Origin of the sequence: uncultured Neisseria sp. (genome assembly GCF_951230505.1) — a bacterium.
Classification (GTDB): Bacteria; Pseudomonadota; Gammaproteobacteria; order Burkholderiales; family Neisseriaceae; genus Neisseria.
The window spans coordinates 1-26556 of the sequence record NZ_CATNVN010000009.1; the positions used below are offsets into that span (position 1 = coordinate 1).

27 protein-coding genes are annotated in these 26556 nt (G+C 49.1%); 12 read left to right on the forward strand and 15 right to left on the reverse strand.

The window, feature by feature from the left end:
- Together Q1M25_RS01305 and iscR are read right to left on the reverse strand one after the other, a co-directional pair.
- Positions 1–880: aminotransferase class V-fold PLP-dependent enzyme (locus Q1M25_RS01305; protein ID WP_300480920.1), on the reverse strand; the 880-nt coding region annotated here is incomplete at its 3' end.
- Positions 881–931: 51 nt separating this feature from the next.
- Positions 932–1378, reverse strand: coding sequence for a Fe-S cluster assembly transcriptional regulator IscR (gene iscR, locus Q1M25_RS01310; protein WP_300480923.1), 447 nt, complete (start codon positions 1376–1378; stop codon positions 932–934).
- 359 nt (positions 1379–1737) lie between these two features.
- On the opposite strand from iscR, the gene Q1M25_RS01315 reads away from it, so the two are divergent.
- Positions 1738–2910 carry an alpha-hydroxy acid oxidase gene (locus Q1M25_RS01315; RefSeq protein WP_300480925.1) on the forward strand — a complete coding sequence of 391 codons (1173 nt, stop codon included), beginning with the start codon at positions 1738–1740 and terminating at the stop codon, positions 2908–2910.
- A gap of 61 nt (positions 2911–2971) precedes the next feature.
- Here the strand turns inward: Q1M25_RS01315 and dsbD are convergent, their stop codons facing one another.
- Together dsbD and folE2 are read right to left on the reverse strand one after the other, a co-directional pair.
- Positions 2972–4777, reverse strand: coding sequence for a protein-disulfide reductase DsbD (gene dsbD, locus Q1M25_RS01320; protein ID WP_300480974.1), 1806 nt, complete (start codon positions 4775–4777; stop codon positions 2972–2974).
- A 217-nt stretch (positions 4778–4994) separates the two neighbouring features.
- Positions 4995–5768, reverse strand: a complete 774-nt coding sequence (gene folE2 / locus Q1M25_RS01325; protein WP_003685690.1) for a GTP cyclohydrolase FolE2 — start codon at positions 5766–5768, stop codon at positions 4995–4997.
- 177 nt (positions 5769–5945) lie between these two features.
- Between folE2 and Q1M25_RS01330 the strand changes: the two genes are divergently transcribed.
- The 4 genes from Q1M25_RS01330 (at position 5946) to Q1M25_RS01345 (ending at position 9589) form a co-directional block, all read left to right on the forward strand.
- Positions 5946–7103, forward strand: a complete 1158-nt coding sequence (locus Q1M25_RS01330; RefSeq protein ID WP_300480928.1) for a PLP-dependent aspartate aminotransferase family protein — start codon at positions 5946–5948, stop codon at positions 7101–7103.
- Between the two features lie 70 nt (positions 7104–7173).
- Entirely contained in the window at positions 7174–7617 is a 444-nt protein-coding gene (locus Q1M25_RS01335) for an META domain-containing protein (protein ID WP_300480930.1), read from the forward strand.
- Between the two features lie 98 nt (positions 7618–7715).
- Complete coding sequence (locus Q1M25_RS01340) at positions 7716–8495, forward strand: ferredoxin--NADP reductase (RefSeq protein ID WP_128582580.1); 780 nt, start codon at positions 7716–7718, stop codon at positions 8493–8495.
- An 83-nt stretch (positions 8496–8578) separates the two neighbouring features.
- Positions 8579–9589 (forward strand): adenosine deaminase, encoded by a 1011-nt coding sequence (locus Q1M25_RS01345; protein WP_300480934.1) that lies wholly within the window; start codon positions 8579–8581, stop codon positions 9587–9589.
- Between the two features lie 46 nt (positions 9590–9635).
- Here the strand turns inward: Q1M25_RS01345 and bioB are convergent, their stop codons facing one another.
- Entirely contained in the window at positions 9636–10688 is a 1053-nt protein-coding gene (bioB, locus tag Q1M25_RS01350) for a biotin synthase BioB (RefSeq protein ID WP_300480936.1), read from the reverse strand.
- Between the two features lie 217 nt (positions 10689–10905).
- Between bioB and miaA the strand changes: the two genes are divergently transcribed.
- Genes miaA through hpnC form a run of 3 tightly spaced genes read left to right on the forward strand, consistent with a single transcriptional unit; the run spans position 10906 to position 13442 of the window.
- Positions 10906–11847, forward strand: coding sequence for a tRNA (adenosine(37)-N6)-dimethylallyltransferase MiaA (gene miaA / locus Q1M25_RS01355; RefSeq protein ID WP_300480939.1), 942 nt, complete (start codon positions 10906–10908; stop codon positions 11845–11847).
- 3 nt (positions 11848–11850) lie between these two features.
- On the forward strand, positions 11851–12573 hold the full coding sequence (gene tadA / locus Q1M25_RS01360) for a tRNA adenosine(34) deaminase TadA (RefSeq protein ID WP_300480941.1): 723 nt from the start codon (positions 11851–11853) through the stop codon (positions 12571–12573).
- A 53-nt stretch (positions 12574–12626) separates the two neighbouring features.
- A complete protein-coding gene (gene hpnC / locus Q1M25_RS01365; RefSeq protein ID WP_300480944.1) occupies positions 12627–13442 on the forward strand; it encodes a squalene synthase HpnC in 816 nt (271 codons plus the stop codon).
- A gap of 49 nt (positions 13443–13491) precedes the next feature.
- Here the strand turns inward: hpnC and htpX are convergent, their stop codons facing one another.
- The 6 genes from htpX to surE all read right to left on the reverse strand — a co-directional run bounded on the left by htpX (position 13492) and on the right by surE (position 19566).
- Positions 13492–14331, reverse strand: a complete 840-nt coding sequence (gene htpX / locus Q1M25_RS01370) for a protease HtpX (RefSeq protein ID WP_107696855.1) — start codon at positions 14329–14331, stop codon at positions 13492–13494.
- Between the two features lie 189 nt (positions 14332–14520).
- The gene (hemF, locus tag Q1M25_RS01375; RefSeq protein WP_300480948.1) at positions 14521–15429 is read right to left on the reverse strand and encodes an oxygen-dependent coproporphyrinogen oxidase; all 909 of its coding nucleotides are present in this window, start codon (positions 15427–15429) and stop codon (positions 14521–14523) included.
- A gap of 197 nt (positions 15430–15626) precedes the next feature.
- Positions 15627–16160, reverse strand: a complete 534-nt coding sequence (locus Q1M25_RS01380; protein ID WP_150537788.1) for a C40 family peptidase — start codon at positions 16158–16160, stop codon at positions 15627–15629.
- A 43-nt stretch (positions 16161–16203) separates the two neighbouring features.
- A complete protein-coding gene (locus Q1M25_RS01385; RefSeq protein ID WP_150537789.1) occupies positions 16204–17727 on the reverse strand; it encodes a phospholipase D family protein in 1524 nt (507 codons plus the stop codon).
- Positions 17728–17805: 78 nt separating this feature from the next.
- Positions 17806–18717: a peptidoglycan DD-metalloendopeptidase family protein gene (locus Q1M25_RS01390; protein WP_300480954.1), complete on the reverse strand. Its 912-nt coding sequence runs from the start codon at positions 18715–18717 to the stop codon at positions 17806–17808.
- Positions 18718–18810: 93 nt separating this feature from the next.
- Positions 18811–19566: a 5'/3'-nucleotidase SurE gene (gene surE, locus Q1M25_RS01395; RefSeq protein WP_300480958.1), complete on the reverse strand. Its 756-nt coding sequence runs from the start codon at positions 19564–19566 to the stop codon at positions 18811–18813.
- A gap of 98 nt (positions 19567–19664) precedes the next feature.
- On the opposite strand from surE, the gene Q1M25_RS01400 reads away from it, so the two are divergent.
- Positions 19665–20003, forward strand: a complete 339-nt coding sequence (locus Q1M25_RS01400; protein ID WP_300480961.1) for a hypothetical protein — start codon at positions 19665–19667, stop codon at positions 20001–20003.
- 55 nt (positions 20004–20058) lie between these two features.
- On the opposite strand, the gene Q1M25_RS01405 is transcribed toward Q1M25_RS01400, so the two are convergent.
- Complete coding sequence (locus tag Q1M25_RS01405; protein ID WP_003746517.1) at positions 20059–20427, reverse strand: rhodanese-like domain-containing protein; 369 nt, start codon at positions 20425–20427, stop codon at positions 20059–20061.
- 111 nt (positions 20428–20538) lie between these two features.
- Positions 20539–20874 carry a carboxymuconolactone decarboxylase family protein gene (locus Q1M25_RS01410; protein ID WP_003686488.1) on the reverse strand — a complete coding sequence of 112 codons (336 nt, stop codon included), beginning with the start codon at positions 20872–20874 and terminating at the stop codon, positions 20539–20541.
- Between the two features lie 128 nt (positions 20875–21002).
- Between Q1M25_RS01410 and Q1M25_RS01415 the strand changes: the two genes are divergently transcribed.
- Complete coding sequence (locus Q1M25_RS01415; protein WP_107723337.1) at positions 21003–21959, forward strand: cupin domain-containing protein; 957 nt, start codon at positions 21003–21005, stop codon at positions 21957–21959.
- Positions 21960–22060: 101 nt separating this feature from the next.
- Here Q1M25_RS01415 and typA read toward each other — a convergent pair whose 3' ends face one another.
- A complete protein-coding gene (gene typA / locus Q1M25_RS01420; RefSeq protein ID WP_128582591.1) occupies positions 22061–23872 on the reverse strand; it encodes a translational GTPase TypA in 1812 nt (603 codons plus the stop codon).
- 419 nt (positions 23873–24291) lie between these two features.
- Between typA and bfr (Q1M25_RS01425) the strand changes: the two genes are divergently transcribed.
- Both bfr (Q1M25_RS01425) and bfr (Q1M25_RS01430) read left to right on the forward strand, forming a co-directional pair.
- Complete coding sequence (gene bfr / locus Q1M25_RS01425; protein WP_004520304.1) at positions 24292–24756, forward strand: bacterioferritin; 465 nt, start codon at positions 24292–24294, stop codon at positions 24754–24756.
- A 29-nt stretch (positions 24757–24785) separates the two neighbouring features.
- Positions 24786–25259: a bacterioferritin gene (gene bfr / locus Q1M25_RS01430; RefSeq protein ID WP_003680736.1), complete on the forward strand. Its 474-nt coding sequence runs from the start codon at positions 24786–24788 to the stop codon at positions 25257–25259.
- Positions 25260–25380: 121 nt separating this feature from the next.
- On the opposite strand, the gene Q1M25_RS01435 is transcribed toward bfr (Q1M25_RS01430), so the two are convergent.
- The gene (locus Q1M25_RS01435; protein WP_300480976.1) at positions 25381–26496 is read right to left on the reverse strand and encodes a class I SAM-dependent methyltransferase; all 1116 of its coding nucleotides are present in this window, start codon (positions 26494–26496) and stop codon (positions 25381–25383) included.
- Positions 26497–26556 lie beyond the last annotated feature (60 nt).

Here is a 26556-nt window from a genome sequence, read left to right on the forward strand (position 1 = left end):
CGAGGTCGCCGTTGATGTAGACTTCTTCGATGCCTTCGATACCTTTGAGGAAGATGTCGCGCAGTTTGCGGTAGTGCGCAGTATCTTGTGCCAATTCTTCTTTGGCAATACGGAAGGCTTCGCCCATGCCGACGATTTGGTGGGTCGGCAATGTGCCGGAACGGAAACCGCGTTCGTGGCCGCCGCCGTGCATTTGGGCTTCGAGGCGGACGCGTGGTTTGCGGCGTACATACAGGGCACCGATGCCTTTAGGGCCGTATACTTTGTGGCCGGACATTGACAACAAATCAACTTTGGCGGCTTCAACGTCGACAGGTACTTTGCCGCATGCTTGTGCTGCGTCAACGTGGAAAATGATTTTGCGTTCGCGGCAGATTTCGCCGATGGCAGGAATATCTTGAACCACGCCGATTTCGTTGTTCACCCACATCACGGAAATCAGGATGGTGTCGTCGCGGATGGCAGCTTTGAGTTCTTCCAAATCAATCAAACCGTTTTCCTGAACACCGAGGTAGGTTACTTCAAAGCCTTGGCGTTCGAGTTCGCGCATGGTGTCGAGCACGGCTTTGTGTTCGGTTTTGACGGTGATGAGGTGTTTGCCTTTGGTTTTGTAGAAGTTTGCCGTGCCCTTAATGGCGAGGTTGTCGGACTCGGTCGCGCCGCTGGTGAAGATGATTTCTTTGGGGTCGGCGTTAATCAGCGCGGCGATGTCGGCGCGGGCTTTTTCGACGGCCTCTTCTGCTTCCCAGCCGAATGCGTGGCTGTTGGAAGCGGGGTTACCGAAGGTTTCGGTCAGATAGGGAATCATTTTTTCGGCAACGCGGCGGTCAACGGGAGTGGTGGCGGCGTAGTCGAGGTATACGGGGGTTTTGACGGTCATGGTTTGCTCTTTCGTTTGGTCATCTGCCTGCGGTCTTTGCCGCAAGTCGGTTTAATGAATGTGTGTAAAGGTAACGACATGACTGCTGTCGCTGCAGTTTTTTTGTTCAATGATGCTTTTCAGCGTAACGCTGCTGAGGTAGTCATTGATGGTTTTGTTTAAGTTTTCCCAAAGGTCGTGGGTCAGGCAGGGGGCACCGTGGTTGCAGTTTGCTTTGCTGCCGCATTGTGTGGCATCCAGTCGGTCTTCGGCTGCGGAGATGATTTGTGCAATATTGATTTGCTCGGCGGGTGCGGCAAGGATATAGCCTCCGCCTGGGCCGCGTAGGCTTTCAACCAATCCGGCACGGCGCAGCTTGCTGAATAATTGTTCGAGGTAGGAGAGCGATATGCTTTGTCGTTCGCTGATGGCACTGAGTTTGACAGCACCGGTTTGCGCGTTCATCGCCAAATCTATCATGGCGGTTACTGCAAATCGCCCTTTGGTAGTCAGTCTCATGGTGTGGTTGCCTGTGTGGGCGTTTTTATTAGTGGAGGGAATTGTCTAATATCTGAGTGTTTCAGTCAAGTATGTGGTGGCTCGGTTTGATTGTTTGTTTAAATGGTGGCATGGGTTGATTTTTAAATCGGAAAATATTTTCTTTATTTTTCTGTAATTTGGACTTGAGGCCGTCTGAAAAAAGGCTATCAACCCTACAAATATCAGGGTTAAAATGTTTTGATTTAATATTGATACTGATATAGATTATCAAAATTATTCTTAAAATTTAGTTGTTTTGATGGAGTAAAATAATGAGGTGTTTGAAATGTTCAGACGGCCTTGACCATCCATCTTTACCTTAACAGAGGCAATCGACAATGAAATGTGATTTAAGCAAAATAACCTGTATCGAAGACTTGCGCCTTGTTGCCAAACGTAAAATGCCGCGTATGTTTTATGACTATATTGACTCAGGCTCTTGGACGGAAACTACTTATCGTGAAAACACTTCGGATTTCAAAGACATCCGTTTCCGCCAAAAGGTATTGGTTAATATGGAGGGACGCAGTCTCGAAACCAAAATGATTGGGCAGGATGTGAAAATGCCGGTAGCGGTTGCGCCGACAGGTTTCACAGGTATGGCGCATGCTGATGGGGAAATCTTGGCGGCGCGGGCGGCGGAAAAATTTGGTATTCCGTTTACGCTGTCGACCATGTCCATTTGTTCGATTGAGGATGTGGCTGAAAACACCAGCGCGCCGTTTTGGTTTCAGCTTTATGTGATGCGCGACCGCGAGTTTATGGAAAACCTGATTAAGCGTGCGAAGGATGCCAAATGTTCGGCTTTGGTATTGACCGCTGATTTGCAGGTCTTGGGTCAACGCCACAAAGACATCAAAAACGGCCTGTCCGCGCCGCCGAAACCAACCATTGCCAATTTAATCAATTTGGTGACCAAACCAGAATGGTGTATGAAAATGCTGAACACGGAACGTCGCACCTTCCGCAATATTGTCGGTCATGCGAAAAACGTGGGCGATTTGTCTTCGCTGTCTTCGTGGACTTCCGAACAATTCGACCCGCGCCTGAGCTGGGATGATGTGGCGCGCATTAAAGATTTGTGGGGCGGCAAGCTGATTATCAAAGGCATTATGGAGCCTGAAGATGCGGAAAAGGCAGCGAAAAGCGGTGCGGATGCATTGGTCGTTTCCAATCATGGCGGCCGTCAGCTTGATGATACCGTATCCGCCATTAAAGCTTTGCCTGATGTGGTTAGCGCGGTGGGCAGCGACATCGAGGTTTGGATGGACAGCGGCATCCGCAGCGGTCAGGATATTTTGAAGGCTTGGGCTTTGGGTGCGAAAGGCACGATGATAGGCCGCGCGTTCCTGTATGGTTTAGGTGCGTATGGTGAAGAAGGCGTCACCCGTGCGCTGGAAATTCTGTATAAAGAAATGGATATTTCCATGGCGTTTACCGGCCATCGCAATATTCAAGATGTGGATTCCAGCATTTTGCGTTCTACGCGTTGGGCTCAAGATGAATTTTAATTTCTGAACATAAGAAAAGGCCGTCTGAAAATCTGTTTTCAGACGGCCTTTTTATAGACGGCTATTTCTCGTTTTGGCGATACCATTCAATAAAGGCATCGGGTTTGACAAAGCCTAATAAGGGTTCGCTATGACTACCGTCGGCGCGGACAACAAACACGCCCGGAGGGCCGAAGAGGCCGTATTCTTTCAGTAAGGCCTGATGGTCGGGAGTGTTGGTGGTTACGTCGATTTGGAAGAAGCGCTGCATATCGACTGCTTCGTGTACCTGCGGCTGGTTGAGCGTGTAGGCGGCCATTTCTTTGCAAGATACGCACCAGTCAGCGTAGAAATCAATCAGCACGGGCTTGCTTGGGTCGGCTTTCAAGGCGGCATCCATAGCGGCTTTAAGTTCGCCGACATCGGTAAACATCTTGCCGTGGTCGGTTTCTTGGCCGGCTTCGGATGGCGGAACCAGCGTTAAGAAGTGGTGCAGGGCGGTGGTTTGTTTATTGAAGCTTTGCCAGCCAAACCACGAGCCGCCAATCAGCAGTAAAAAGCCCAATACGGCGGCAACGGTTTTCAGACGGCCTTTTTGTTTGCCTGATTTTGCCAAAAGCATCAGGGCGGGAACAATCATCAGCAAGGTGTAGAGGCCGACTACTGCGAAATAGGGCAGATGCGGCGTGGCGAGATATACGGCAACGGCCAGCAAAATGAAGCCGAATGCGTATTTGATGCCGTTCATCCAGTCGCCTGCTTTAGGCAGGATATGGCCGCCAAATGTGCCGATGATAATGAGCGGTACGCCAGTACCGAGTGCCAAGACATAAAGCGCAAGGCCGCCCAATACGGCATCACCGGTTTGGCCGATATAGCCCAAAGCAAATGCCAGCGGAGGCGCAACGCACGGGCCGACAATCAGTGCAGACAAAATACCCATGATAAAGACGGAAACGATTTTACCGCCGGAGAGTTTGCTGCTTTGATTTTGGAAATAGGACTGGACAGAGTTGGGCAGCTGGATATTGAAGAAGCCGAACATCGACAGTGCCAATACCACCATCAGTCCTGCGGCGGCCAGTACGACCCAAGGCTGTTGCAGCCATACGGTCAACAGCGCGCCGGTCAAACCGGCAATCACGCCGACCAAGGTGTAGGTCAATGCCAAACCTTGTACATAAACCATAGACAAGGTGAACGCGCGGCCTTTGCCGGCTTTTTTATCGCCCACGACAATACTGGAAACAATCGGCAGGAGCGGATACATACAGGCGGTAAAGCTTAAGCCCAAACCTGCGACAAAAAACGCCAACAGGTTGGCGTTTAAAGTATCCCAAGAGAGCTTGAAGCGGCTGCTGTCGGGATTGTTTGTACTGGGTTGCGTTGGCATTTGGCCGTCTGAAGAGGCGGACGGTTGCAAAAAGCGGTCTTTGGCAGAAACCGGCTCATCGCTTTGCGGCTGGTAAACCCCGTTGCCTTTTACGTCAAACTCGGTATTCACCGGCGGATAACACACACCGGCTTCGGCGCAGCCTTGATAAGTCAGCGTCAGTTTGTATTGCGGCGCGGCTTGTTTGTAAGGCAGGTCAACCTGTGCGGTATGGTGGTAAACCGTTTGTTTGCCGAAGAATTCGTCTTCTTTTTCTTCGCCTTTGCTGAATTTGGGTTCGGCCAAGACTTTGTCCGGATCGGTCGCTGCAACGATTTTGGACTGGTACATATAGTAGCCGTCAGCGATTTTGAACTGCACGCTGACGCCTTGGTCAGTTACATTGACTTGAGGCACAAAGGCTTGCTCGGGTGGCAGCAAATCATTGGCATCTACTGCGAATGCGAAGCTGCTCAAGCCTAAAAATGCAATGAGGAAATAAAGGAATTTTTTCATAATATCCACGGATATGCCGTTGAGAAACTGTCATTATAAATGATGGGGAAAACAATCGGCTTAATTTAAGTTAAAGATTACGCGAGTTGTCTAATTCTTTTGAATTATATCGGATTACAGTTAACCGTACATGAGCGATAGTCTCATGTTATCGTTCAATTTATGCCAAAGGCCGTCTGAAACGTTCAGACGGCCTTTGTTGCTATTTGGCTTAACTTTAAGGATAAGCGATATAAGCGTAAGCGGAATGGTTGTGTATCGATTCGAAGTTTTCGCTTTCGACGACGAATGATTCGATGCGTTTGTCGGCTATTAACACCGTGGCCACATCACGAACCATGTCTTCGACAAACTTCGGATTTTCGTATGCTTTTTCCGTTACATACTTTTCGTCAGGGCGTTTGAGCAAGCCGTAGAGCTGGCAGCTTGCCTGTGCTTCAACGTAATCGATGATTTCTTCAATGCCTACATCCGCATTCGCAATCAGGCTGACCGTCACATGCGAACGTTGGTTGTGCGCGCCGTATTGGGAAATTTCTTTGGAACACGGACACAAGGAAGTAACCGGAACCATCACTTTCAAGCTGTGGCTATATGTACCGTTTTTGATTTCGCCGGTCAGGGTAACATCATAGTCAAGCAGCGATTGGATGCCGGAGACCGGCGCGCTTTTCTTGCGGAAAAACGGGAAGGACACGCTGATTTTGCCGGAATGCGAATCCAGCAGGGCAACCATGTCGGCAGTCAGCTTGTGCAGCGTATCAAAATCCAAAGCATCGGTTTGTTTTTCCATCAGGGCGACAAAGCGCGACATATGCGTGCCTTTTTGGTCGGCAGGCAGGAAAACCGTCATGGTCAGGCGGGCGACGGTGGATTGTTCGCCTTCTTTGCTTTTGAGGGAAATCGGAAAGCGCAGGTCTTTGATGCCGACCTGATTAATCGGCAGGTTGCGTAAATCGCGGCTGGATTGCACGTCTGCAATGGCGTTCATGCGTTGTATGTCCTTCATGATAGGATTGTTGAGATGCGTGTAGGGGAATCGGCTCGTGTCGGCCGATTTGCAAATGCGAGATTATATCACTTGCTTTATCCGCCTGCATTGATTGTTTCTATTTTTCAGATAGTGATAAAATCTTCGATTATTCACATCTACATAGGCAGAGACCAAATGAAATTCGCCACGAAAGCCATCCATTCCAGCTACGATTGCGACGAACACAACCGCGCGCTGATGCCGCCGATTTATCAAAACAGTATGTTCGCGCTGCACGAAATCGGCGAGCAGGTTCCTTACCGCTATTCGCGTCTGAGCAACCCGACCCGCCAAGTCTTGGAAGATACCGTTGCCGATTTGGAGCATGGTGCGGCCGGCTTTGCGTTTTCCAGCGGCATGGCGGGGATTGATGCCGTGTGGCGTACTTTTCTGCAACCGGGCGATACCCTTGTTGCCGTCGCCGATATTTACGGCGGCGCTTATGATTTATTGGTCGATGTTTATCAAAAATGGGGGGTGAACGTTGTTTTTGCCGATTTGGGCAATCCGGATAATTTGGACGAGTTGCTCAAAGCGCACAATGTCAAACTGGTGTGGCTGGAAACGCCGTCCAACCCGCTTTTACGTTTGGTGGACGTCAAAGCCCTTGCCGAGAAAGCCAAAGCGGCCGGTGCCCTGGTCGGCATCGACAACACATTCGCTACGCCGTATCTGCAACAGCCGTTGGATATGGGTTGCGATTTTGTGTTCCATTCCGCTACCAAATATTTGTGCGGCCATTCGGATGTATTGATGGGCATTGTTGTAGCCAAAACCAAAGAGCTGGCGCAGCCTTTGCACGACATGATGGTGCATACTGGCGCGATTGCAGGGCCGATGGACTGCTGGCTGGTGTTGCGCGGTATCAAAACATTGGCCTTGCGCATGAACGCCCATTGCCAAAACGCACTCGAAATCGCGCGCCGTTTGGAAGCCCATCCTGCCATTGAAAAAGTGTTCTATCCCGGCCTGCCGTCGCACGAACATTACGAACTCGCCCAAGCACAAATGCCCAAAGGCATCGGCGGCGTAGTTACGGTTTATCTCAAAAACGACACGCGTGAAGCGGCCAATAGCGTGATTAAAAACATGAAACTGGTCAAAATGGCTTCCAGCCTCGGCGGTGTGGAAAGTCTGGTCAACCATTGCTATTCCCAATCCCACAGTGGCGTGCCGCATGATGTAAAAATGGAAATGGGCATCAAAGTCGGCCTGCTGCGTTTCTCGGTTGGCATCGAAGATGTGGACGATATTTGGAACGATATTTCCAAAGCATTGGATACGACTTTTTAAATAAGGCTTAAAGGCCGTCTGAAGGTGAATAGTTTTTCAGACGGCCTTTAGCAATAATTAAGGAATGGATATGAAAACATTATTCGGTGTATTGATGAGTATGGTAGTTTTGGCAGCTTGTACATCTCCTTCAGCATCTAAGCCTGAACAAGCCTCTAAAGCGCAGGTACAAACTCAACAAGCTGCGCAACCCACTTTAGCCGCCAAATGGCGTGTTGTTGCTTTCAATAAATTCACCGAAAAAGATTTGGCCGGTACTGATGCCTATCTGGATTTGAGCGAGATGCCTAAGGCGTATGGCAAGATGGGGTGTAACGGTATGATGTTTCAAGCGAATGTAATCGGAGCGGGCAAAATTGATTTTGGCCATATTGCGGTAAGCATGATGCTGTGTGAAGACATGAAGCTGGAAGATGCGTTTTTGCGCAAACAAAGCGTGTGGAACTATCGTTTTGATGGTAACGATTTGATTTTAGAGCAAAAAGGCATCAGTATCCGTTTGCGTCGTGAATAATCTTAAAGGCCGTCTGAAAATAAATATTTCAGACGGCCTTTTGAATCTTTATAATAAGCCCTATTTGAAACTGATACCGAATATCAAGGAAACCTATTATGGCAGCTTCTCCAGAAGCCAAGTTTACCGAAGAAAAAGTCTTGTGGATCAAACACCATACGCCTAAGTTGATGACTTTTGCCATCAGCCGTCCCGAGTCCTACCGTTTTTCGGCAGGGCAGTTTTCGCGCCTTGGTTTCCGTGACGGCGAGGGCTTTATTTGGCGCGCGTATTCTGTCGTGTCTGCCGAATACGCCGATACGCTTGAGTATTTCGCAGTGTTAATCGAAGGCGGCCCAATGTCGGCACGTTTTGCTGCGATGAAAGAGGGCGATACTATTTTGCTGGATAAAACGGCTACCGGCTTCCTATTGCCCGAGCGTTTCCCCGATGGCAAAGATTTGGTCATGCTCTGCACGGGTTCCGGCATTGCGCCTTTCCTCTCCATTATCGAGCAGCCTGAAATCTGGCAACGTTTCGACCGTTTGGTTTTGGCGCATTCCGTCTCTTATGCTGACGAGTTGATTTTCAACCAGCGCCTTGCTGATTTGAAAGGGCATCCGCTGATTGAAGAATATTTCCATAAATTCACTTTTGTTCCGGTTACCACGCGAGAGGAAACGGAAGGCGCATTGAGTGGCAAACGGATTCCCGAATTGCTAAAGAATGGCGGCTTGGAAGAAAAAGTCGGCTTCAAGTTTACCAAAGCCGATACGCGCTTTATGGTTTGCGGCAATCCGGCAATGGTCAAAGACACTTTCCAAGCCCTGATGGATTTGGGCTATGCCATGCACCGCAACCGCATCCCCGGCGAAATCATGATGGAAAATGGTTTTTAATAGATAAATGGTCAAAGGCCGTCTGAAAGTTTCAGACGGCCTTCAATATTAAATATAAACCTAAACCGAAAATCAGAGAAAATATGAATATCAAACAATTTATCCAAGCCTTGCCCAAAGCCGAGCTGCACGTCCATATCGAAGGGACGTTCGAACCGGAGTTGATGTTTGAAATCGCCAAGCGCAACCATATAGCGATTCCTTATGAAAATGTCGATGCGGTACGGCAGGCTTATGATTTTCATAATTTGCAGTCGTTTTTGGATATTTATTATGCCGGTGCCGGCGTATTGTTGCACGAGGCGGATTTTTACGATTTGACCCGCGCGTATCTTAAGCGTTGCCATGAAGACAATGTCGTGCATACGGAAATATTTTTCGATCCGCAAACCCATACTGCGCGGGGTGTGGCGTTTGAAACCGTGATTAACGGCATTGTCCGTGCCTGTCGTGAAGCTGAGCAGCAATGGGGTATAAGCACGCGTTTGATTATGTGTTTCCTGCGGCATTTGTCGGAAGAAAGCGCATTTGAAACCTTAAATCAGGCTTTGCCTTATAAAGAACTCATCATCGGCGTAGGCTTGGATTCGAGCGAATTGGGGCATCCGCCGTCCAAGTTTGAGCGCGTGTTTGTGCAGGCGCGGGCGGAGGGTTTGTTGACGGTGGCGCATGCCGGAGAAGAAGGCCCGCCGGAATATGTTTACGAGGCTTTGGACTTACTGCATATCCGCCGTATCGATCATGGCGTACGGGCGGAAGAAGATGAGGCCTTGATGGTGCGTTTGATTAAAGAACAAATGCCCTTGACCGTTTGCCCGTTGAGCAATTTGAAATTAAAAGTGTTCCCTAAAATGGCAAAACACAATTTGCGCCGTATGTTGCAACGCGGCGTGTTGGTAACTGTCAATTCCGATGATCCGGCGTATTTCGGCGGCTATATGAACCGCAATTTTGAAGCGCTTGCCGAGGCTTTGGATTTGAGTGCGGAAGAAATCAAAACCTTGTGCGCCAATTCGTTCCGCGCTTCGTTTTTGAGCGAGGCGGAAAAGGAAGAATGGATACGGAAGATTGAAGGTTTTGATGTTGAATCATGATAAAAGGCCGTCTGAAAAAGCTTCAGACGGCCTTTTATGATGGCGGTTAATAGTCGACTTTGATTTTGGGCGTTTCCTGAGCGGCTTTGTATTCTTCTTCCAATTCAAAGCGCAGCGGATACAAATTCAATTTTTCCATCAGCAGGCGGTCGCCGTCTTCGTCCGGATTGCCCGTAGTCAGCAGCTTGTCGCCGTAGAAAATTGAGTTTGCGCCAGCCATGAAACACATGGCCTGCATGGATTCAGGCATATTGCTGCGGCCAGCGGAGAGGCGGACGTAGCTATGCGGCATGGTAATGCGTGCAACGGCGATGGTGCGGACAAATTCCGTCCAGTCCAAATCTTCGGCATCGGCCAGCGGCGTGCCTTCTACTTTAACCAACTGGTTAATCGGCACGCTTTCGGGCTGCGGGTCGAGGTTGGCAAGGCTGGCAATCAGGCCTGCGCGTTCGGCACGGGTTTCGTTCATGCCGACGATGCCGCCGCAGCAGACTTTCAAACCGGCATTGCGGACTTTGCCCAAAGTATCCATGCGGTCTTCGTGTTTGCGGGTGTGGATGATGTCGTTGTAGCGTTCGGGGTCGGTGTCGAGGTTGTGGTTGTAGTAGTCCAGACCGGCTTTTTTGAAGTCTTCCGCCATGCCGTCTTCGAGCATGCCAAAGGTGCCGCACACTTCCATGCCCAAGCTTTTCACCGCGCTGATGATTTCGGAAACGACAGCCACGTCTTTGGGTTTGGGGCCGCGCCATGCCGCGCCCATGCAGAAACGGCTGGCGCCACGCGATTGGGCAATTTTGGCTTTTTCGACGATTTCGTCCACATCCATCATCTGCTCTTTGCCCAGATTGGTGTTGTGGTGTGCCGATTGCGGGCAGTAGGCGCAGTCTTCGGGACAACCGCCGGTTTTGATGGAGAGCAGGGTGGAGAGTTGGATTTCGCGCGGGTTGAAGTTTTGGCGGTGGATTTCGGCGGCTTGGAAAACGAGGTCGATGAAAGGCAGTCCGAATAAAGCCTCGACATCGCATTTTTTCCAATAACGCGCAGTCGGATGCGGCTTGCGCTCGGTTTGACGGCGCAAGGCTACGGGAGATACGGTCATAGTGTGTTCTTTCGTGTTTACAGCGACGCAGTGTCACTGACGGCTTGACTGTCGGCGCAATGACGGCAGCAGCAGGTTTGAAATCAATATAAAAGGCCGTCTGAAACGGCGCAGCAAGTGTAACGCTTTTGATAATGTAGGGCAAATGTTTCAGACGGCCTGAAATATGGTCTGCCCAGGTTTGCTATAATCGCATTTTTAATTTTTCCGTTTTCTTATGAACGCGCCCAAAGCCTTCGCCGTACTCGGCCCGACAGCCGGCGGTAAAACCGCACTGGCCTTAAATATTGCCCAATCGTTGCCGGTAGAAATCATCAGTTTGGATTCCGCGCTGGTGTATCGCGGTATGGACATCGGTACGGCCAAGCCGACTGCCGAAGAGCTTGCCGCCGTACAGCATCATTTAATTGATATTATCTCGCCGCTGGAAAGTTACAGCGCGGCGGATTTTGTCGGCGACTGCGTGCGCTTGGTGAATGAAATACATGCGCGCGGTCGCTATCCGTTGATTGTCGGCGGTACGATGATGTATTTCCACGCACTGACGGAAGGTTTGAACGACTTACCTAGCGCGGATACGGCAGTGCGCGCACAGCTTCAGGCGGAAAAGAACGAATACGGTCTGGCAGGCCTATATCGCCGTTTGCAGGAAGTTGACCCGATTACGGCAGGCCGTCTGAAAGCCAATGACAGCCAGCGTATTGAGCGCGCTTTGGAAGTCTATCTTCTGACCGGCAAGCCTTTGAGCGAACATTTCACGGAGCAGAAGCAGGCCGCGCATTTATTGGATTTATGCACGGTTGCCCTGATTCCTGAAGACCGTCATTTGTTACACCAGCAAATCGAAAAACGCTTTTTAAATATGCTGGAACACGGTTTCCTAGATGAAATGCACGCCTTACGCCGCGATTATCCGCAACTGCATGCCGATATGCCGTCTATGCGTTGCGTGGGCTACCGTCAGGCTTGGGATTATCTCGAAGGCGAAACCGATTATGACACCTTTGTCGAAAAAGGCATTGTCGCCACGCGCCAGCTTGCCAAACGCCAGTTGACCTGGTTGCGGAAAATTCCTTTGGCGCACACGTTAGATCCTTACGCAGACAGCGATTATGTTCAGACGGCCTTAGCCTTGGCGCGTCAGCATTTTCAGGAATAATCCATGCTGACCATGCCACCACTCGCGCCTAAAACATTGGCCGCGCTAAAAGAATTGGGTATTTGTACACTGGAAGATTTGCATAAAATCAGCGCAGTTCGTGCATTTCTATTGCTGAAAGCGTCGGGTTTGACCGTAACCAAAAGCACCTTGTGGCAACTGGATGCGTTAGTTTCAGGAGTGGATGTCCGGCATATTTCCGAGGAGAGAAAGACGGAGCTGGGCAAGACCTTGAAAAACCATCCGCCTGTTGCCGTTTTTCCTTCGCAAAACGATATGGAAACCTTTATGCGGCTGGCGATAGAACAGGCCAGACAATCGGCGGCATTGGGCGAAGTCCCCGTTGGCGCGGTCATCGTATATCAAGGCAAGGCAATCGCAACGGCACACAATACCTGCATTGGCGACCACAATGTCAGCCATCATGCCGAAATCAATGCGCTTGCCGCTGCCGGCAAAGCCTTACAAAACTACCGTTTGGAAGATTGTGACGTGTACATTACCTTAGAGCCTTGTTCCATGTGCGCATCTGCCTTGATACAGGCACGGGTCGGGCGCGTGATTTATGGTGCAGCCGAAGCTAAAACCGGTGCGGCAGGCAGCGTGGTCGATTTGTTTGCCGACAAACGTTTGAATAAGCATACCGCAATTTTAGGCGGCATATTGGCAGGAGAATGCCAAAGCGTATTGCAGGATTTCTTTGCGGCCAAACGTAAGGCCGTCTGAATTTCAGACGGCCTGTCAGCAAAAACACTTTATTTTAAATTTTCGGATTTCCCATGTCAGTTAATCATTACGAAAACTTCCCAGTCGGCTCCATTGTGCTGCCGCGCCGTTTGCGTAAGCCGGTTCACACCGTTTACGCTTTTGCGCGGACGGCGGACGATATTGCCGACGAAGGCAATGCCGAAGCAGCCGAACGCCTACGCCAACTGGACGAACTGAAGGCAGAGTTAGACCGCATTGCACAAGGCGGGAAACCGCAAATGGCATTGATGCAGCGTTTGTACAACGAAGCGATTGAGCCGTTTCAATTGCCGCTACAGCCGTTTTACGATTTGCTGGCGGCGTTCAGTCAGGATGTGGTCAAAACCCGTTATGAAAGCTTTGGCGAATTGATTGCCTATTGCCGTTTGTCCGCCAATCCAGTGGGACGTATTATGCTGCATTTGTACGGGCAAACCGATGAAGTAAGCATGGCGCAAAGCGACGGCATTTGCACTGCCTTGCAGCTGATTAATTTCTGGCAGGACGTGGCGGTAGATTGGCAGAAAGGGCGCGTGTACATCCCTCAGGAAGATTTGCAGAAGTTCAAAGTCAGCGAAGAACAGATTGCGGCCGGCAAAGCCGACTTTGCTTTTCAACGATTGATGGCGTACGAGTGCCAACGTGCCTTTCAAATGCTGAAGGCCGGATCGCCGTTGGGCAAAACCCTCAAAGGACGAATTAGTTTTGAGTTGCGCATGATTATTGTCGGCGGCCAGTTGATTTTGCAGAAGCTGGACGGTTGCAAATATGATGTGTTTAACCAGCGGCCGCTGTTGGATAAAAAAGACTGGATGATTATCATCAAACGGGCTTTGATGAAGAAATAAAAAGAGGCCGTCTGAAATTGATGTTTCAGACGGCCTTGATGTTTTTCGATTAGCGGTTTTTCAAACGGTTGATGCGGTTGTCCAAAGAAGGATGGGTACTGAACCAAGAATCTTTGGCTTCGCTGGCAATGCCCATTGCCGTCATGGTTTGCGGCAGGTCGCTGGGGTTGCCTTTTAAGCGTTGCAGGGCGGCAATCATTTTTGGCGCCCCTACCAGTTTTGCAGCGCCTGCATCGGCGCGGTATTCGCGTTGGCGGCTGAACCACATCACGATGATGCTGGCAAGGAAGCCGAATACGATCTGCAATACCATGCTGACCATGAAATATGTACCTTGCGAAGTGCTGCCATCATTGTTGCGCGCTACCATGCTGGAAACGATACGCGCCAAGAAGACAACAAAAGTATTCACAATACCTTGAATGAGCGTCAGCGTTACCATATCGCCGTTGCCGACGTGTGCCATTTCATGCGCCAAAACGGCTTCGACTTCATCGCGAGTCATGTGGTCGAGCAGGCCGGTGCTGACGGCGACGAGCGAGCTGTTTTTGGTCGCGCCGGTTGCAAAGGCGTTAGGCTCTGGAGAGTCGTAAATGGCTACTTCCGGCGTTTTCAGATTCCATTGGCGGGCTTGCGCTTCAACAGTTGCCAACAGCCAAGCTTCTTCTTCGCTTTGGGGTTGGTCGATGACGACGGCGCCGACCGAATGTTTGGCGATGGTTTTTGACATCAGCAGGGAAACAATCGAGCCGCTGAAGCCGATGACTGCGGAATAAGCCAACAGGCTGCCGACTTGGTCGGTACTGTTGATGCCCAAGATGGCCAAAATAACACGGATGACAACCAGAACTGCAATATTGGTTGCGATAAATAAGAGAATGCGTTTCACCGATTATTCCTTTTTAGTGTGGTTTGTGAGGTGATTTTTATATGGGCGCATTGTCTCAAAAACTCTATAGAGATGAAACAGCACAATAGGCAAAGGTATGCAAATTCAAAGCAATTGAAGCAAAGGCCGTCTGAAAAGGTAGTCTCAACCAGTGAGAATCGCTTTTTAGACGGACTTTTATAGGTAAAACTATCTGCTGACTTCTTCCAGCCAGTTGCGCGGTATAAGGAATTGATTGAGGCGTGCTTCGGGCGAACCTTCTTCCGGTGCATATTGATACTCAAAGCGCACCAAAGGCGGCATGGACATCAAAATGCTTTCCGTACGGCCGCCGCTTTGCAGACCGAACAGCGTGCCTCTGTCCCAAACCAAGTTAAATTCCACATAGCGTCCGCGACGGTAGAGTTGGAAATCTCGTTCACGTTCTCCATAAGGCGTGTTTTTGCGTTTTGCCACAATCGGTAGATACGCTGCGATATAGCCTTCCCCGACTGCCTTGATAAAGTTCAAGCAGGAATCGAAATCCCAACGGTTTAAATCGTCAAAAAACAGGCCGCCCACGCCGCGTGTTTCGTTACGGTGTTTCAAATAGAAATATTCGTCACACCATTGTTTGAATTCAGGATAAACCGATTCGCCAAATGGCGCGCATACGTCCCGTGCCACTGTGTGCCAATGCACGATATCTTCTTCAAAAGGATAAAACGGCGTCAAATCAAAGCCGCCGCCAAACCACCAAACCGGCTCGGCATTTTCAGGGTAGGCAATAAAAAAGCGCACATTGGCATGGCTGGTAGGAATATAAGGATTTTTCGGATGAATGACCAGCGACACACCCATGGCTTCAAACGCCGCGTCTGCCAATTCCGGACGATGGGCAGTGGCAGAAGCCGGCATTTTGGTTCCCTTTACATGCGAAAAATTTACACCGGCCTGCTCGAATACTGCGCCGTTTTTCAATACGCGGGTTTCGCCGATACCCAGTTTCCCCGTCCATGCTTCATGCACAAATTTGGCTTCGCCATCTTCTTGCTCCAGCGGGGCGCAGATTTGGTTTTGCAGGGTTTTGAGGAGGGTGAGAACGGATTCTGTGTGCATGATATATCCTTGATGGTTTCGTACTTGCAAAATGACAGGGCGGAAGATTATTTAAGCTTTTAAAACTGAGTGTTATCTTTCTATTGCTTTGTTATGGGTAAATTTTTGCATGGGCCTATCTTGCAATCAAGCTTTACTCATCAGCAATAGATTGAAAGGTATAGATAATGTCAGGATACCTTTCAGACGGCCTTGATTTATTCAGTAAAAAAAGTATGTGCGCCCAAATAGTTTTTGGCGTAAAACGGAGTGGAAAGTTTTTCGGTTTTGATGGTTTTGCCGCTGCTAGGGGCGTGGATGAATTCGCCGTTACCGATGTAGAGGCCGACATGGGAATATTTGTGTGCGCCGCCGGTATTGAAAAAGACCAGATCGCCGGCTTTTAATTTGTCATCGGAAATTTTACGGCTGGCTGCGGCCATATCGCGCGCGGTGCGTGGCAGATTGACGTTGAGGGCGTTTTTATAGACGAATTGGATCATGCCGCTGCAGTCAAAGCCTGTGGATGTAGTGCTGCCGCCCCATTTGTAGGGCGTGCCGATCAGACCCATGCTGTGAAGCATTAATTCCTGCGAACCTTGGGTGCGGTCGATATGGGAAATGCGGACAGGTTGGACTTTTCTGGCGGTTGTTTGCGGCTTGTGGGATTTATGTTTGCCAGTGGTACCGCAGGAGGCCAACAATAGGCCGGTGGTACAAACAAATAGGGTTTTACAGATGAGTCGAGACATGGTGAATTCCTCCGGCCGCATGATTTCAGTTTTCAGACGGCCTCTATAATAATCCTTCTATGGGCAGGATGGACAGGATTTTTGAAGTAACCCGTTTCCAGAACTTGGCTTCGGGTTCGTGTGCGTAAGTTCGTTTTTCGCTTGGGTCATACCAGTATAGTTTGTTGTAATTGCCAAGCGTTACCTGATAGGCGTAGCTTGGGGTGGTCGTAACGAGGGTGCGCTGCATTTGGCCTGCGATTTCGGGGCTTTCGATGACGACGCCCATTTCGGTATTGAGGCGTGCGGAGCGTGGGTCGAGGTTGAATGAGCCGATGAAAATGCGTTTCTCGTCCACGATGAATGTTTTGGCGTGCAAGCTGGTAGCTGAGCTACCGGTTAAGCCGCGGTCTTTGGAGGTCGGAACGGCGTGGTTGGGTTGGAGTTCGTAAAGTTTGACTCCGGCTTTAAGCAAGGGCTTGCGGTATTTGACGTAGCCTGAATGGACGGCGGCAACGTCGGTCGCCTGGAGGGAATTGGTCAGGACGGTAACGTCCACGCCGTTGTGAATCAGCTTTTCTATGGCCTTAACGCCCGATTTTGTGGGCACAAAATAAGGGGAGACAAGGTAAACGCTTTTTTCAGGTTGCTTGAGGGCGTCTTGCAGGCGTTCGGAAATAGGCGGTTTGTACCGGTCGCGGTCTAAGCCTTTAGCCGGGTCATCGCTGATCAGGCGTGTGCTGACACTTTGCCACTCCATAAGGTTGCTCTGCATTTTTTGATAGAGGTTGGAGTGTTCGATGCTTTGACGGTAGCGGATGAGCGTTTGATTTTTATCTTGGTCGGTGTAATCAAGCTCTGCCAATCCTTTTTGCAGGTTTCCTCGTTTGATGATGCTTGTTGCGTTATAAACGGAATGGCTTGCCCAATAGCGGTCGAAGTCTTGGGAAACTTCGGTTACGACGCGGCCTGTGGCGAGGATATCGAGGTCGGCAAAGATGGTATCGTCGTTAACCTTAAAATATTCGTCGCCGATATTGCGTCCGCCCAAAATGGTGGCACGGTTGTCGGCAGTAAACGATTTGTTGTGCATTCGGCGGTTAAGTCGCGGAAAGTCGGCAACATAGCCGAGTGCACGCCATTTTCTGAAAATAAAGGGATTAAACAGACGGACTTCGATATTGGGATGATTGTCGAGTGCCAGTAGGAGATCATCCATGCCGTTGGTGTTGTTGTCGTCCAGAAGCAAACGCACACGGACGCCGCGTTCGGCCGCGCGATGAATCAGGTTGAAGAGAAGCTTGCCGGAGATGTCGTTGTGCCAGATATAGTACTGCAAATCGAGGGTATGGTCGGCGGATTCAATCAGGGCGGCACGGGCGACAAAGGCTTCATGGGCATCGTTCAGCAGATAGATATGGGAAATATCGGCCTTGGAGGGAGTAGAAGGAATACCTAAGGCGCTGTCCAGTCGCGGCGTTGAAGGGATGTCAAGATAACTGCTTTGGGTGCGTTCGTCCAATGATGGCAAAAACGCGGCGCAACCGCCCAATAGCAGGGTATAAAGAAGAGGAAGATGAAATTTCATGGGAAACCGGTACAAACAATCCCTACCTAAATGACATTTAGGCAGGGATTGAATTGAAATTAGGTTGCTTGAATCAGCTTAGAAGGCAACATAATTTGCCGGATTGACCGGTTTGCCGTTTTGACGGATTTCAAAGTGCAACTGGGTGCGGGATGCATCGGTATTACCCATGTGCGCAATGGTTTGACCGCGTTTCACGGTTTGGTTTTCATTAACCAGCAGGCGTTGGTTGTGGCCGTATGCGCTCAAGAATGAGGAGTTGTGTTGGATGATGACCAAGTTGCCGTAACCGCGCAAGCCTGAGCCTGCGTAAACGACTTTACCGTCTGCCGCTGCAACAACAGGCTGGCCTTGCGTACCGGCGATATCCACACCTTTGTTGCTGCCGCCGAAGTTGGCAATAACGTTACCGGTAGTTGGACGCTGCCATGTGATGCCGCTGACGTTGCGGCTGCTGCCGGTAGACACAGGTGGTGTATTGGCAGGAGTGCTTGGAGTCGGAGCAGTGGTTGTAGTTGTTGGCGTAGAAGGTTTGCTTGCAGAAGCTGCAGGTGCAACGTAGCCTTCAGGTTTCACGCGCAGGGTTTGGCCTACGCTGATGGTGTTGTCAGCCAAGTTATTCCATGCACGCAGATTGTCTTGGGTAATGTTGTAGCGTTTGGAGATGTTGTAAACGGTATCACCACGAACAACGGTATGTGTCGCTGCATTAATATCAACAGGCGCATAAGAAGGCGTGTAAGTGCCGGTTCTGCCGCTGTTGTATGTTGGAGCAGGTGTACTTGCCGGCGGAGTGTATGGAGCATCTGCTGCTGGGCTGGTGTTGGTATTGTAAGGCGCTGCACCGTAAGGATTGTCAGCGGTAGAGCCTGTTGTTGAACCACCGCTTTGTGTGCCGACGACTACAGGAGCCGGTTGTTGGCTGGCACAGGCTGCAAGTAATAAAACCAAAGCTGCCGATCCGGCATAAGATACACTTTTTTTCAACATGTTAATGACTTTCGTATTCGGGTAATTGTTCTCGTCGAGGCATATCATAATAAAAATATGCTTGTTTCTCAAGTGTTCGGCTGTTAGGGACTGTTAAGGTGCAGGGATTTCTGACCAAAAGGAAGCGGTTTGCTCCATTTGTCCGTAGGCAGTCAAATCGACTTGCAGGGGGGTAATCGTGATGAAGCCGGCCGCGCATTCGCCAAAGTCGGTACCTTCTTCGCTGTCGGAAACATCGCCGACCGGCCCAATCCAATAAATTTGTTCGCCACGTGGATTATACATGGGAACAATGCTTTGTTCATGATGACGACGGCCGAGCCGTGTAATTTTTATTCCTTGGCTGTCCGCAGGTGGGACGTCAGGCATTTTGAGGTTCCATAAGATGGGTTCGGAAATAGGGTGTTTGAGAAAGTAGGAAAGCAGTATCCAAGCGGCTTTTTCCGCGGTTTCCCAATAACGGCCGCTGGAATCGGCAAGCGAGAAAGCAATGGCGGGAATACCCATCAGGTAGGCTTCCGTCGCGGCGGCAACCGTACCGGAATAAAGTGTATCGTCGCCCATGTTTGCGCCGTTGTTAATACCAGACAAAACTAAGTCGGGTTTGAAATCGGCAAGGGCGTATTGACCGACATGAATACAGTCGGTGGGCGTACCATTCACATAGTAAAACCCGTTTTCCGCCTGTTTCAGTTGTAAAGGACGGTCTAAAGTCAGGGAATTGCTGACGCCGCTGCGATCGCGTTCGGGCGTAACCACCCTGACATTGGCAAATTCTGCACACACTCTTGCCAAAACTGCCAAACCGGGCGCAAGATAACCATCGTCGTTTGAGATTAATATGTTCATGTGACAATCTTGTGTCTATCGGTAAGATGGGCGGTATTGTACTGGTTTGCTTGAGCGATTGTCCACGAATCGGCAACGTTTGGGCGGAAAGGATAATAATGAAACATTATGAGTTAGACCCCAAAGCTTTATTGGGCGGCGTGATTGCTTCAGACGGCAATCAGGAGATTGTTCAGCTTTCACTGCAGAAGAATAATGAAATTCCGGCATATGAGGCGGATGCGATTATTTTGCTTTTGGTTTTAAACGGCAAGGCCGAAATCAAAACGGTGGATCAAGTTTTGCAAACCGAAGGCTTGCAAGTTATCCGTCTTGAGCCGATGGAAGCGCACAGCATTCGCGCGTTGGCCGATAACACCAATATTTTGGTTATCAAACAATTGATTCACGAAACCGGTCTCAGCAAACGTTTGAGATTTGGAAGTTGCTGTCTGTAATGGCAATAAAGGCCGTCTGAAAAGTTTCAGACGGCCTTTTTAAAATCAACTAGGTTTATTTCAAACCTTTTTTCACCAAGTCTTCATAACCGCCATGGTTGGTTACGTTGGTGTAGCCGGCTTTTTTCAGCTCGGTCAGCGCAGCTTCTGCTCGGCGGCCGCTGCGGCAGTAGAGGTTGACCGGTGCGTTTTTATCCGGGCTGACGGATTTGATGCGTTCAACGATTTGGTCGTGCGGAATATTGAGTGCACCTTGCAAATGGCCTTCTTTAAATTCTTCGGCAGAGCGGACATCAATCCAAACGCCTTTTGCTTTTGCAGGTTGTGCCGCGCTTTTTTCAACTTTAGGCATAGAGGCTGCGGAAGCAGCCAAAGGAGTGGCAATAGCGGCGGCAAAAAGTACGGCGGTCAGCAGTTTCTTCATGGTTCAATCTCCTATTAGACAGAAAACAATATGATAACTTTATCAGTTTAGCATTTCATCAGGCCGTCTGAAAGGGGAGTCGACTTTCAGACGGCCTGATTTACAAACCGATTAGCGTTGGGTTTCTACTGCTTCCAAAGCGCGTAAAGCGTAGGTATAAGCGGCACCAGCGTTCAGGGCGATAGCAGTGGCCAATGCGCCGGCGATTTCGCTTTCGGTTGCACCTGCTTTGGCTGCAGCGGCTGCATGCACGCTGATGCAGCTTTCGCAACGCGTGGTAATGGCAACGGCAATGGCGATCAGTTCGCGTGTTTTGGCATCCAGTGCTTCGGCAGCGGCTGCTTGATCCAGTGCGCCGTAGGCTTGCAGCATTTTAGGATGGTTTTTACCCAGTTCGCCGAATGCTTTTTTTACCAAGGCGGTATGTTCAGGCCAGTCTTTAAACATGATATGTCCTTTCTTAATGTGAGTGGATAAGATAAAAAATCCTATCCGTTTGTGTTTGGTGTGTGTATTATTGCAATAATTGGAAGAATAAAATCGTCAAAACATCTCATTTATTGGTAAATAACACTATGGATATTTTGGATAGGCTGGTCGAATTGGCGCAGGTAAAAGGCAGCGTGGATGTTCAATGTCTTTTTCGGGGGGAGTGGTATGTGCGGCATGAGCCAAAGCGTGCGCATGGTTTGGTACATATCGTAACTGCCGGTTCAGGTTATATCCGAATTGATGGGGAGCAAGAGGCCAGGCTGCTGAGTGCGGGGGATGTCATTTTTTTCCCGCGCAGCGTAGGGCATACTTTGAGCAGCGACAGCAGTTGTGAAAATTTCAGTGTCAGCGTGCTGACGAGTAAAAAAGGCGCATTTAAAGTCAAGCAGAGTCATGCAGGAGGAGATGCGGCTTTGCATCTTTTCTGCGCGCGGTTTGAATATGAAGCTCAGGCGGATATTATGGCAGGGCTGCCTGACACAGTTTTGCTGAATATCAACGATCCTTCTTTACAGTATTTGGTGGCATTGTTGCAATATGAGAGCGGTCAGGCTTTGTCCGGCTCGGTAGCGGTTGTGAACGCATTGGCTTCGGTGTTGCTGGTATTTCTACTTCGAGCCAGCCTGGAGAAAAATGGGGAAGCGCAATTAAGCGGTTTACTGAATGGTTGGCAGGACAAACGTTTGCGGAATTTGCTTCAGGCAGTAGTGGATAAGCCGGAAGAGGAATGGAATATCGAGAAAATGACCGTGATTGCCAACTTATCTCGCGCCCAGTTGATGCGAGTATTTAAGCAGCAGACGGGAACAAGCCCGCACGCCTTTGTTAACAGTATTCGCTTGCAACATGGGGCATTATTATTGAAACAGACGGCGGATTCGGTTTTATCGGTTGCGCTCTCGGTCGGTTTTCAATCGGAAACGCATTTTGGCAAGGCATTTAAAAAGCAATATGGGATATCGCCGGGGCAATATCGTAAGAATGATCGCGCTGATGAAGCAGCAGTACAAGCGGAAGAAATGCCGATTTACTTTATTTGAACAGATGATAAAAGGCCGTCTGAAAGTGTAAAAATGAAATCTAGGATTTCTAAAACACTTTTCAGACGGCCTTAATTTTAAAATGCGTCAATCAAACAGAATCAGTCCAGTTTTTTGAAATGACGGCGACGTTCCAATTCGCTCAGGTAGCGTTTACGCAGGCGGATGGATTGTGGCGTGATTTCAACCAGTTCGTCATCGTCGATGAACTCAACTGCACCTTCCAAAGTCAATTTGATCGGCGTAGTCAGGCGCACGGCTTCATCTGTACCGCTGGCGCGGACGTTGGTCAGTTTTTTACCTTTCAGAGGGTTTACCACCAAGTCGTTGTCGCGGCTGTGAATACCGATAATCATGCCTTCGTAGACTTTGTCGTTTGGAGAAACGAACATACGGCCGCGGTCTTCCAAGTTCCACAGGGCATAAGCAACGGCTTCACCTTGCTCTTGAGAAACTAATACGCCGTTGTGACGGCCGGGCATATCGGGTTTAACCGGTGCGTAGTCGTCAAAAACGTGGCTCATCAAGCCGGTACCGCGGGTCAAGGTCATAAATTCACCTTGGAAACCGATCAGGCCGCGTGCAGGAATATGGTATTCCAAACGTGTACGACCGTTACCGTCGCTTTCCATATTGGTCAATTCGCCACGGCGGCGGCCGAGTTCTTCCATGACCGCGCCTTGGTTTTCATCTGGTACGTCTACGGTCAGGTTTTCGTAAGGCTCGCATTTTTGACCGTTGATTTCACGGAATACCACGCGCGGTTTACCGACTGCCAATTCAAAGCCTTCGCGGCGCATGTTTTCCAACAAAATGGTCAGGTGCAATTCGCCACGGCCGGAAACGCGGAATACATCAGCGTCGGCAGTATCTTCAACACGCAGGGCAACGTTGGTCAGCAATTCTTTTTGCAGGCGGTCGCGGATTTGGCGGGAAGTCACGAATTTGCCTTCAGTACCGGCCAAAGGAGAAGTGTTAACCATAAAGTCCATGGTCAGGGTCGGCTCGTCCACGCTCAACATAGGCAAGCCTTTAGGATTGTCTTTGTCGGTAATGGTTACGCCAATACCGATGTCTTCAATGCCGGAAATAATCACGATGTCGCCGGCTTCAGCTTCTTCCAAAGGTACGCGTTCCAAGCCTTGGAAGCCCAACAGCTGGTTGATGCGGCCTTGGGCAACTTGTTCTTCATGATTCATGACGGCAACGACTTGGCCGGGTTTGATGCGGCCGTTCAGGATGCGGCCGATACCAAGGCGGCCGGTGTAGTTGTCATAGTCCAGTTGGGAAATTTGCAGTTGCAACGTTTCGTCCGCGCTGCCGCTTGGTGCGGGCGTATGTTTTAAGATGGTCTCAAACAGAGGACGCATATCGTTGCTCTCGTCGGTTTCTTCCAATTTGGCAAAGCCGGAGAGGCCGGAAGCATAAACGATAGGGAAGTCCAATTGTTCGTCTGTTGCGCCCAGGTTGTCGAACAATTCGAATGTTTGGTCGATAACCCAGCTTGGACGGGCAGACGGTTTGTCGATTTTATTGATGACGACGATAGGTTTCAGACCCAAAGCCAAGGCTTTTTTGGTCACGAAACGGGTTTGCGGCATAGGGCCTTCTTGTGCGTCAACCAACAGTACGACGCAGTCAACCATGCCCAATACACGTTCCACTTCGCCACCAAAATCGGCGTGTCCCGGGGTATCTACGATGTTGATATGGTAGCCTTCGTATTCGATGGCAGTATTTTTAGCGAGAATGGTAATGCCGCGTTCTTTTTCAAGATCGTTGCTGTCCATTACGCGCTCTTCTACTTGCTGGTTGGAACGGAATGTACCGGACTGGCGCAGCAATTGGTCAACTAATGTGGTTTTGCCATGGTCGACGTGGGCGATGATGGCAATATTGCGGATTTGTTTCATGATGATTTATGTGTTTCAGCTAGGTGCTTAAAAAAAAGATAACTGGTAATTATAGCACGATTCCTAAGTATTGACCGAATAGAAGATTCAAAAAAATGAGGCAAAAGCAGTTGAGAATAATTCATAATTAAATTTGATTGATTTTGTTGGATTATTTGCTTTTATTTATGGTTAACGAATGTAAATGTTTTTGAATAATGCAATGGATTCTTAATACTAATGTCAAAAAAATATTATTAAAAACAGGGGATTAATTTTTCAGACGGCCTTTTTGGCTGGTTAACTTTTTTGATAATTGTTTGTATTTTAAATAGAAAATTTGTCAAAAGTGCTACTTGTGCATACAATTACCTCATTCCATAACAACACACGAATCTTCATTTCGTGATTATCAACTTTTAAAAGAAAGAGAAAGAATTATGCAAGGCAACCAAGCAGTTATTGATTACATGAACGAATTATTGTCTGGTGAGTTGGCTGCTCGCGACCAATATTTTATCCACTCTCGCCTGTACTCTGAATGGGGTTACACCAAACTGTTCGAACGTTTGAACCACGAGATGGAAGAAGAAACCACTCACGCCGAAGACTTCATCCGTCGTATCCTGATGTTGGGCGGTACGCCTAAAATGACCCGTGCCGAACTGAACATCGGTACTGACGTAATCTCTTGCCTGAAAGCAGACTTGAACACTGAATACGAAGTACGCGATGCGCTGAAAAAAGGCATCAAGTTGTGCGAAGAAGCTCAAGACTACGTTACTCGCGATTTGATGATTGCCCAACTGAAAGACACTGAAGAAGATCACGCTCACTGGTTGGAACAACAACTGCGTCTGATCGAATTGGTCGGCGAAGGCAACTACTACCAAAGCCAACTGTAATCTAGCGTATAACATATAAGGAGCTGAATATGAAAGGCGATCGCTTAGTTATCCGCGAATTGAACAAAAACTTAGGCTTGTTGCTGATTACCATTAACCAATACTTCCTGCATGCCCGCATTTTGAAAAACTGGGGCTTTGAAGAATTGGGCGAACACTTCTTCAAACAATCCATCCGCGAAATGAAATCCGCAGACGATTTAATCGAGCGTATTTTGTTCTTGGAAGGTCTGCCTAATCTGCAAGAATTGGGTAAACTGTTGATCGGTGAATCTACCGAAGAAATCATTGCCTGCGATCTGAAAAAAGAGTATGAAAAACATGATGCTCTGGTTGCAGCCATCGCTCTTGCAGAAGAGCAGCAAGACTACGTTAGCCGTGATTTGTTGGAAAAACAAAAAGACATCAACGAAGAACATATCGACTGGCTTGAAACTCAGCAGGAATTGATTGGTAAAGTTGGTTTGCCAAACTACCTGCAAACAGCGGCGCAAGAGGACTAAAACACAAACCACTGCCAAATATAGCAGTCCCTGCTCCCATCAACGGCATATCTTTACGGATATGCCGTTTTCTTTTATGGAAATGCTTAAAGGCCGTCTGAATGTTCAGACGGCCTTGATTTTATATCGCTTTTAAACGGTACAGATAAGTAGTTTCCTTGTTTCTGGCAAATGCCAAAGGATCGGATTCATCTATTGCTTTTTTGTGTTGCGGTTTAGTTTTCAAAATATCGACTACATTGAGCGAGGCCGTCTGAAAGCATTGGTTTAGAAAGTCTTTATCGCGCAAATGCAAGTGTTCTGCTAAGTCGGAAATAATCAGCCAAGCTTCTCCGTTTGGATTTAAGTGCTGGCGTACGCCGTTGAGGAACGCAGTCAGCATGGCATGATTGGGGTCGTAAAGGGCAGTCTCAATAGCAGAGGTCGGTTTTGCCGGCAGCCAAGGCGGATTGCAGACGATAAGGTCGGCGCAGCTTTCGGGAAATAAATCAATCGATTGAATGCTGACAGCTTTATCTAAGCCTAGGCGTTCGAGGTTTGCTGTGGCGCAGCCTATTGCTTTTGGGTTGGTGTCTGTAGCAATGATGTCGGGTACGCCTCGCTTGGCCAAAATGGCGGCAATAACGCCTGAGCCGGTGCCGATGTCAAAGGCCGTCTGAATATGGGGAGCGAGTGGTGCTTGGGCGATTAAATCCAAATATTCGCCACGCAGTGGAGAGAATACGCCGAAAGGAACATGGATTTTTCCATCAAGCTGAGGAATGTCTATGCCTTTTTTGTGCCATTCGTGTGCGCCGATAAAACCCAATAATTGATTCAGCGGCAAAAGAAACGGTTTGTCGTTTGGTGTGTCGTAAACATCGCGAAGGGCGGAGTAGATGTCGGGTGCGCGTGCATTGTCCAGTTGAAAATTCGGTTGGATTTCAACGGCAAGCATATTGAGCAAACGACTTTGCTGAGCTTGTTTCATACGGTGGGCGTGAAAGGCCGTCTGAATATCGGCAGGTGCGTCTTTCTTTTTTTCAGACGGCCTGCGGATACGTTTTTTCATTGCGGCCAAGACTTGCTTGGCATTGTGAAAATCGCCAGTCCAAACAGTTGCAGTTTGCGCGTGGGCATTTTTTAAGATTTCTGCTGCGCCTGCTTCTTGTATGTAAACTGCTTGCTTGGGTGGCTTTTGTGTACTTTCGTTGCGCCATTCGATGTCGGAGCGGTTGGTAGGGATGGTATGGGGCATAATGTGTTTCAAATCGGGGAAATAGGGGATTAGTTTACTATATTTAGGATGTGTTCGGTT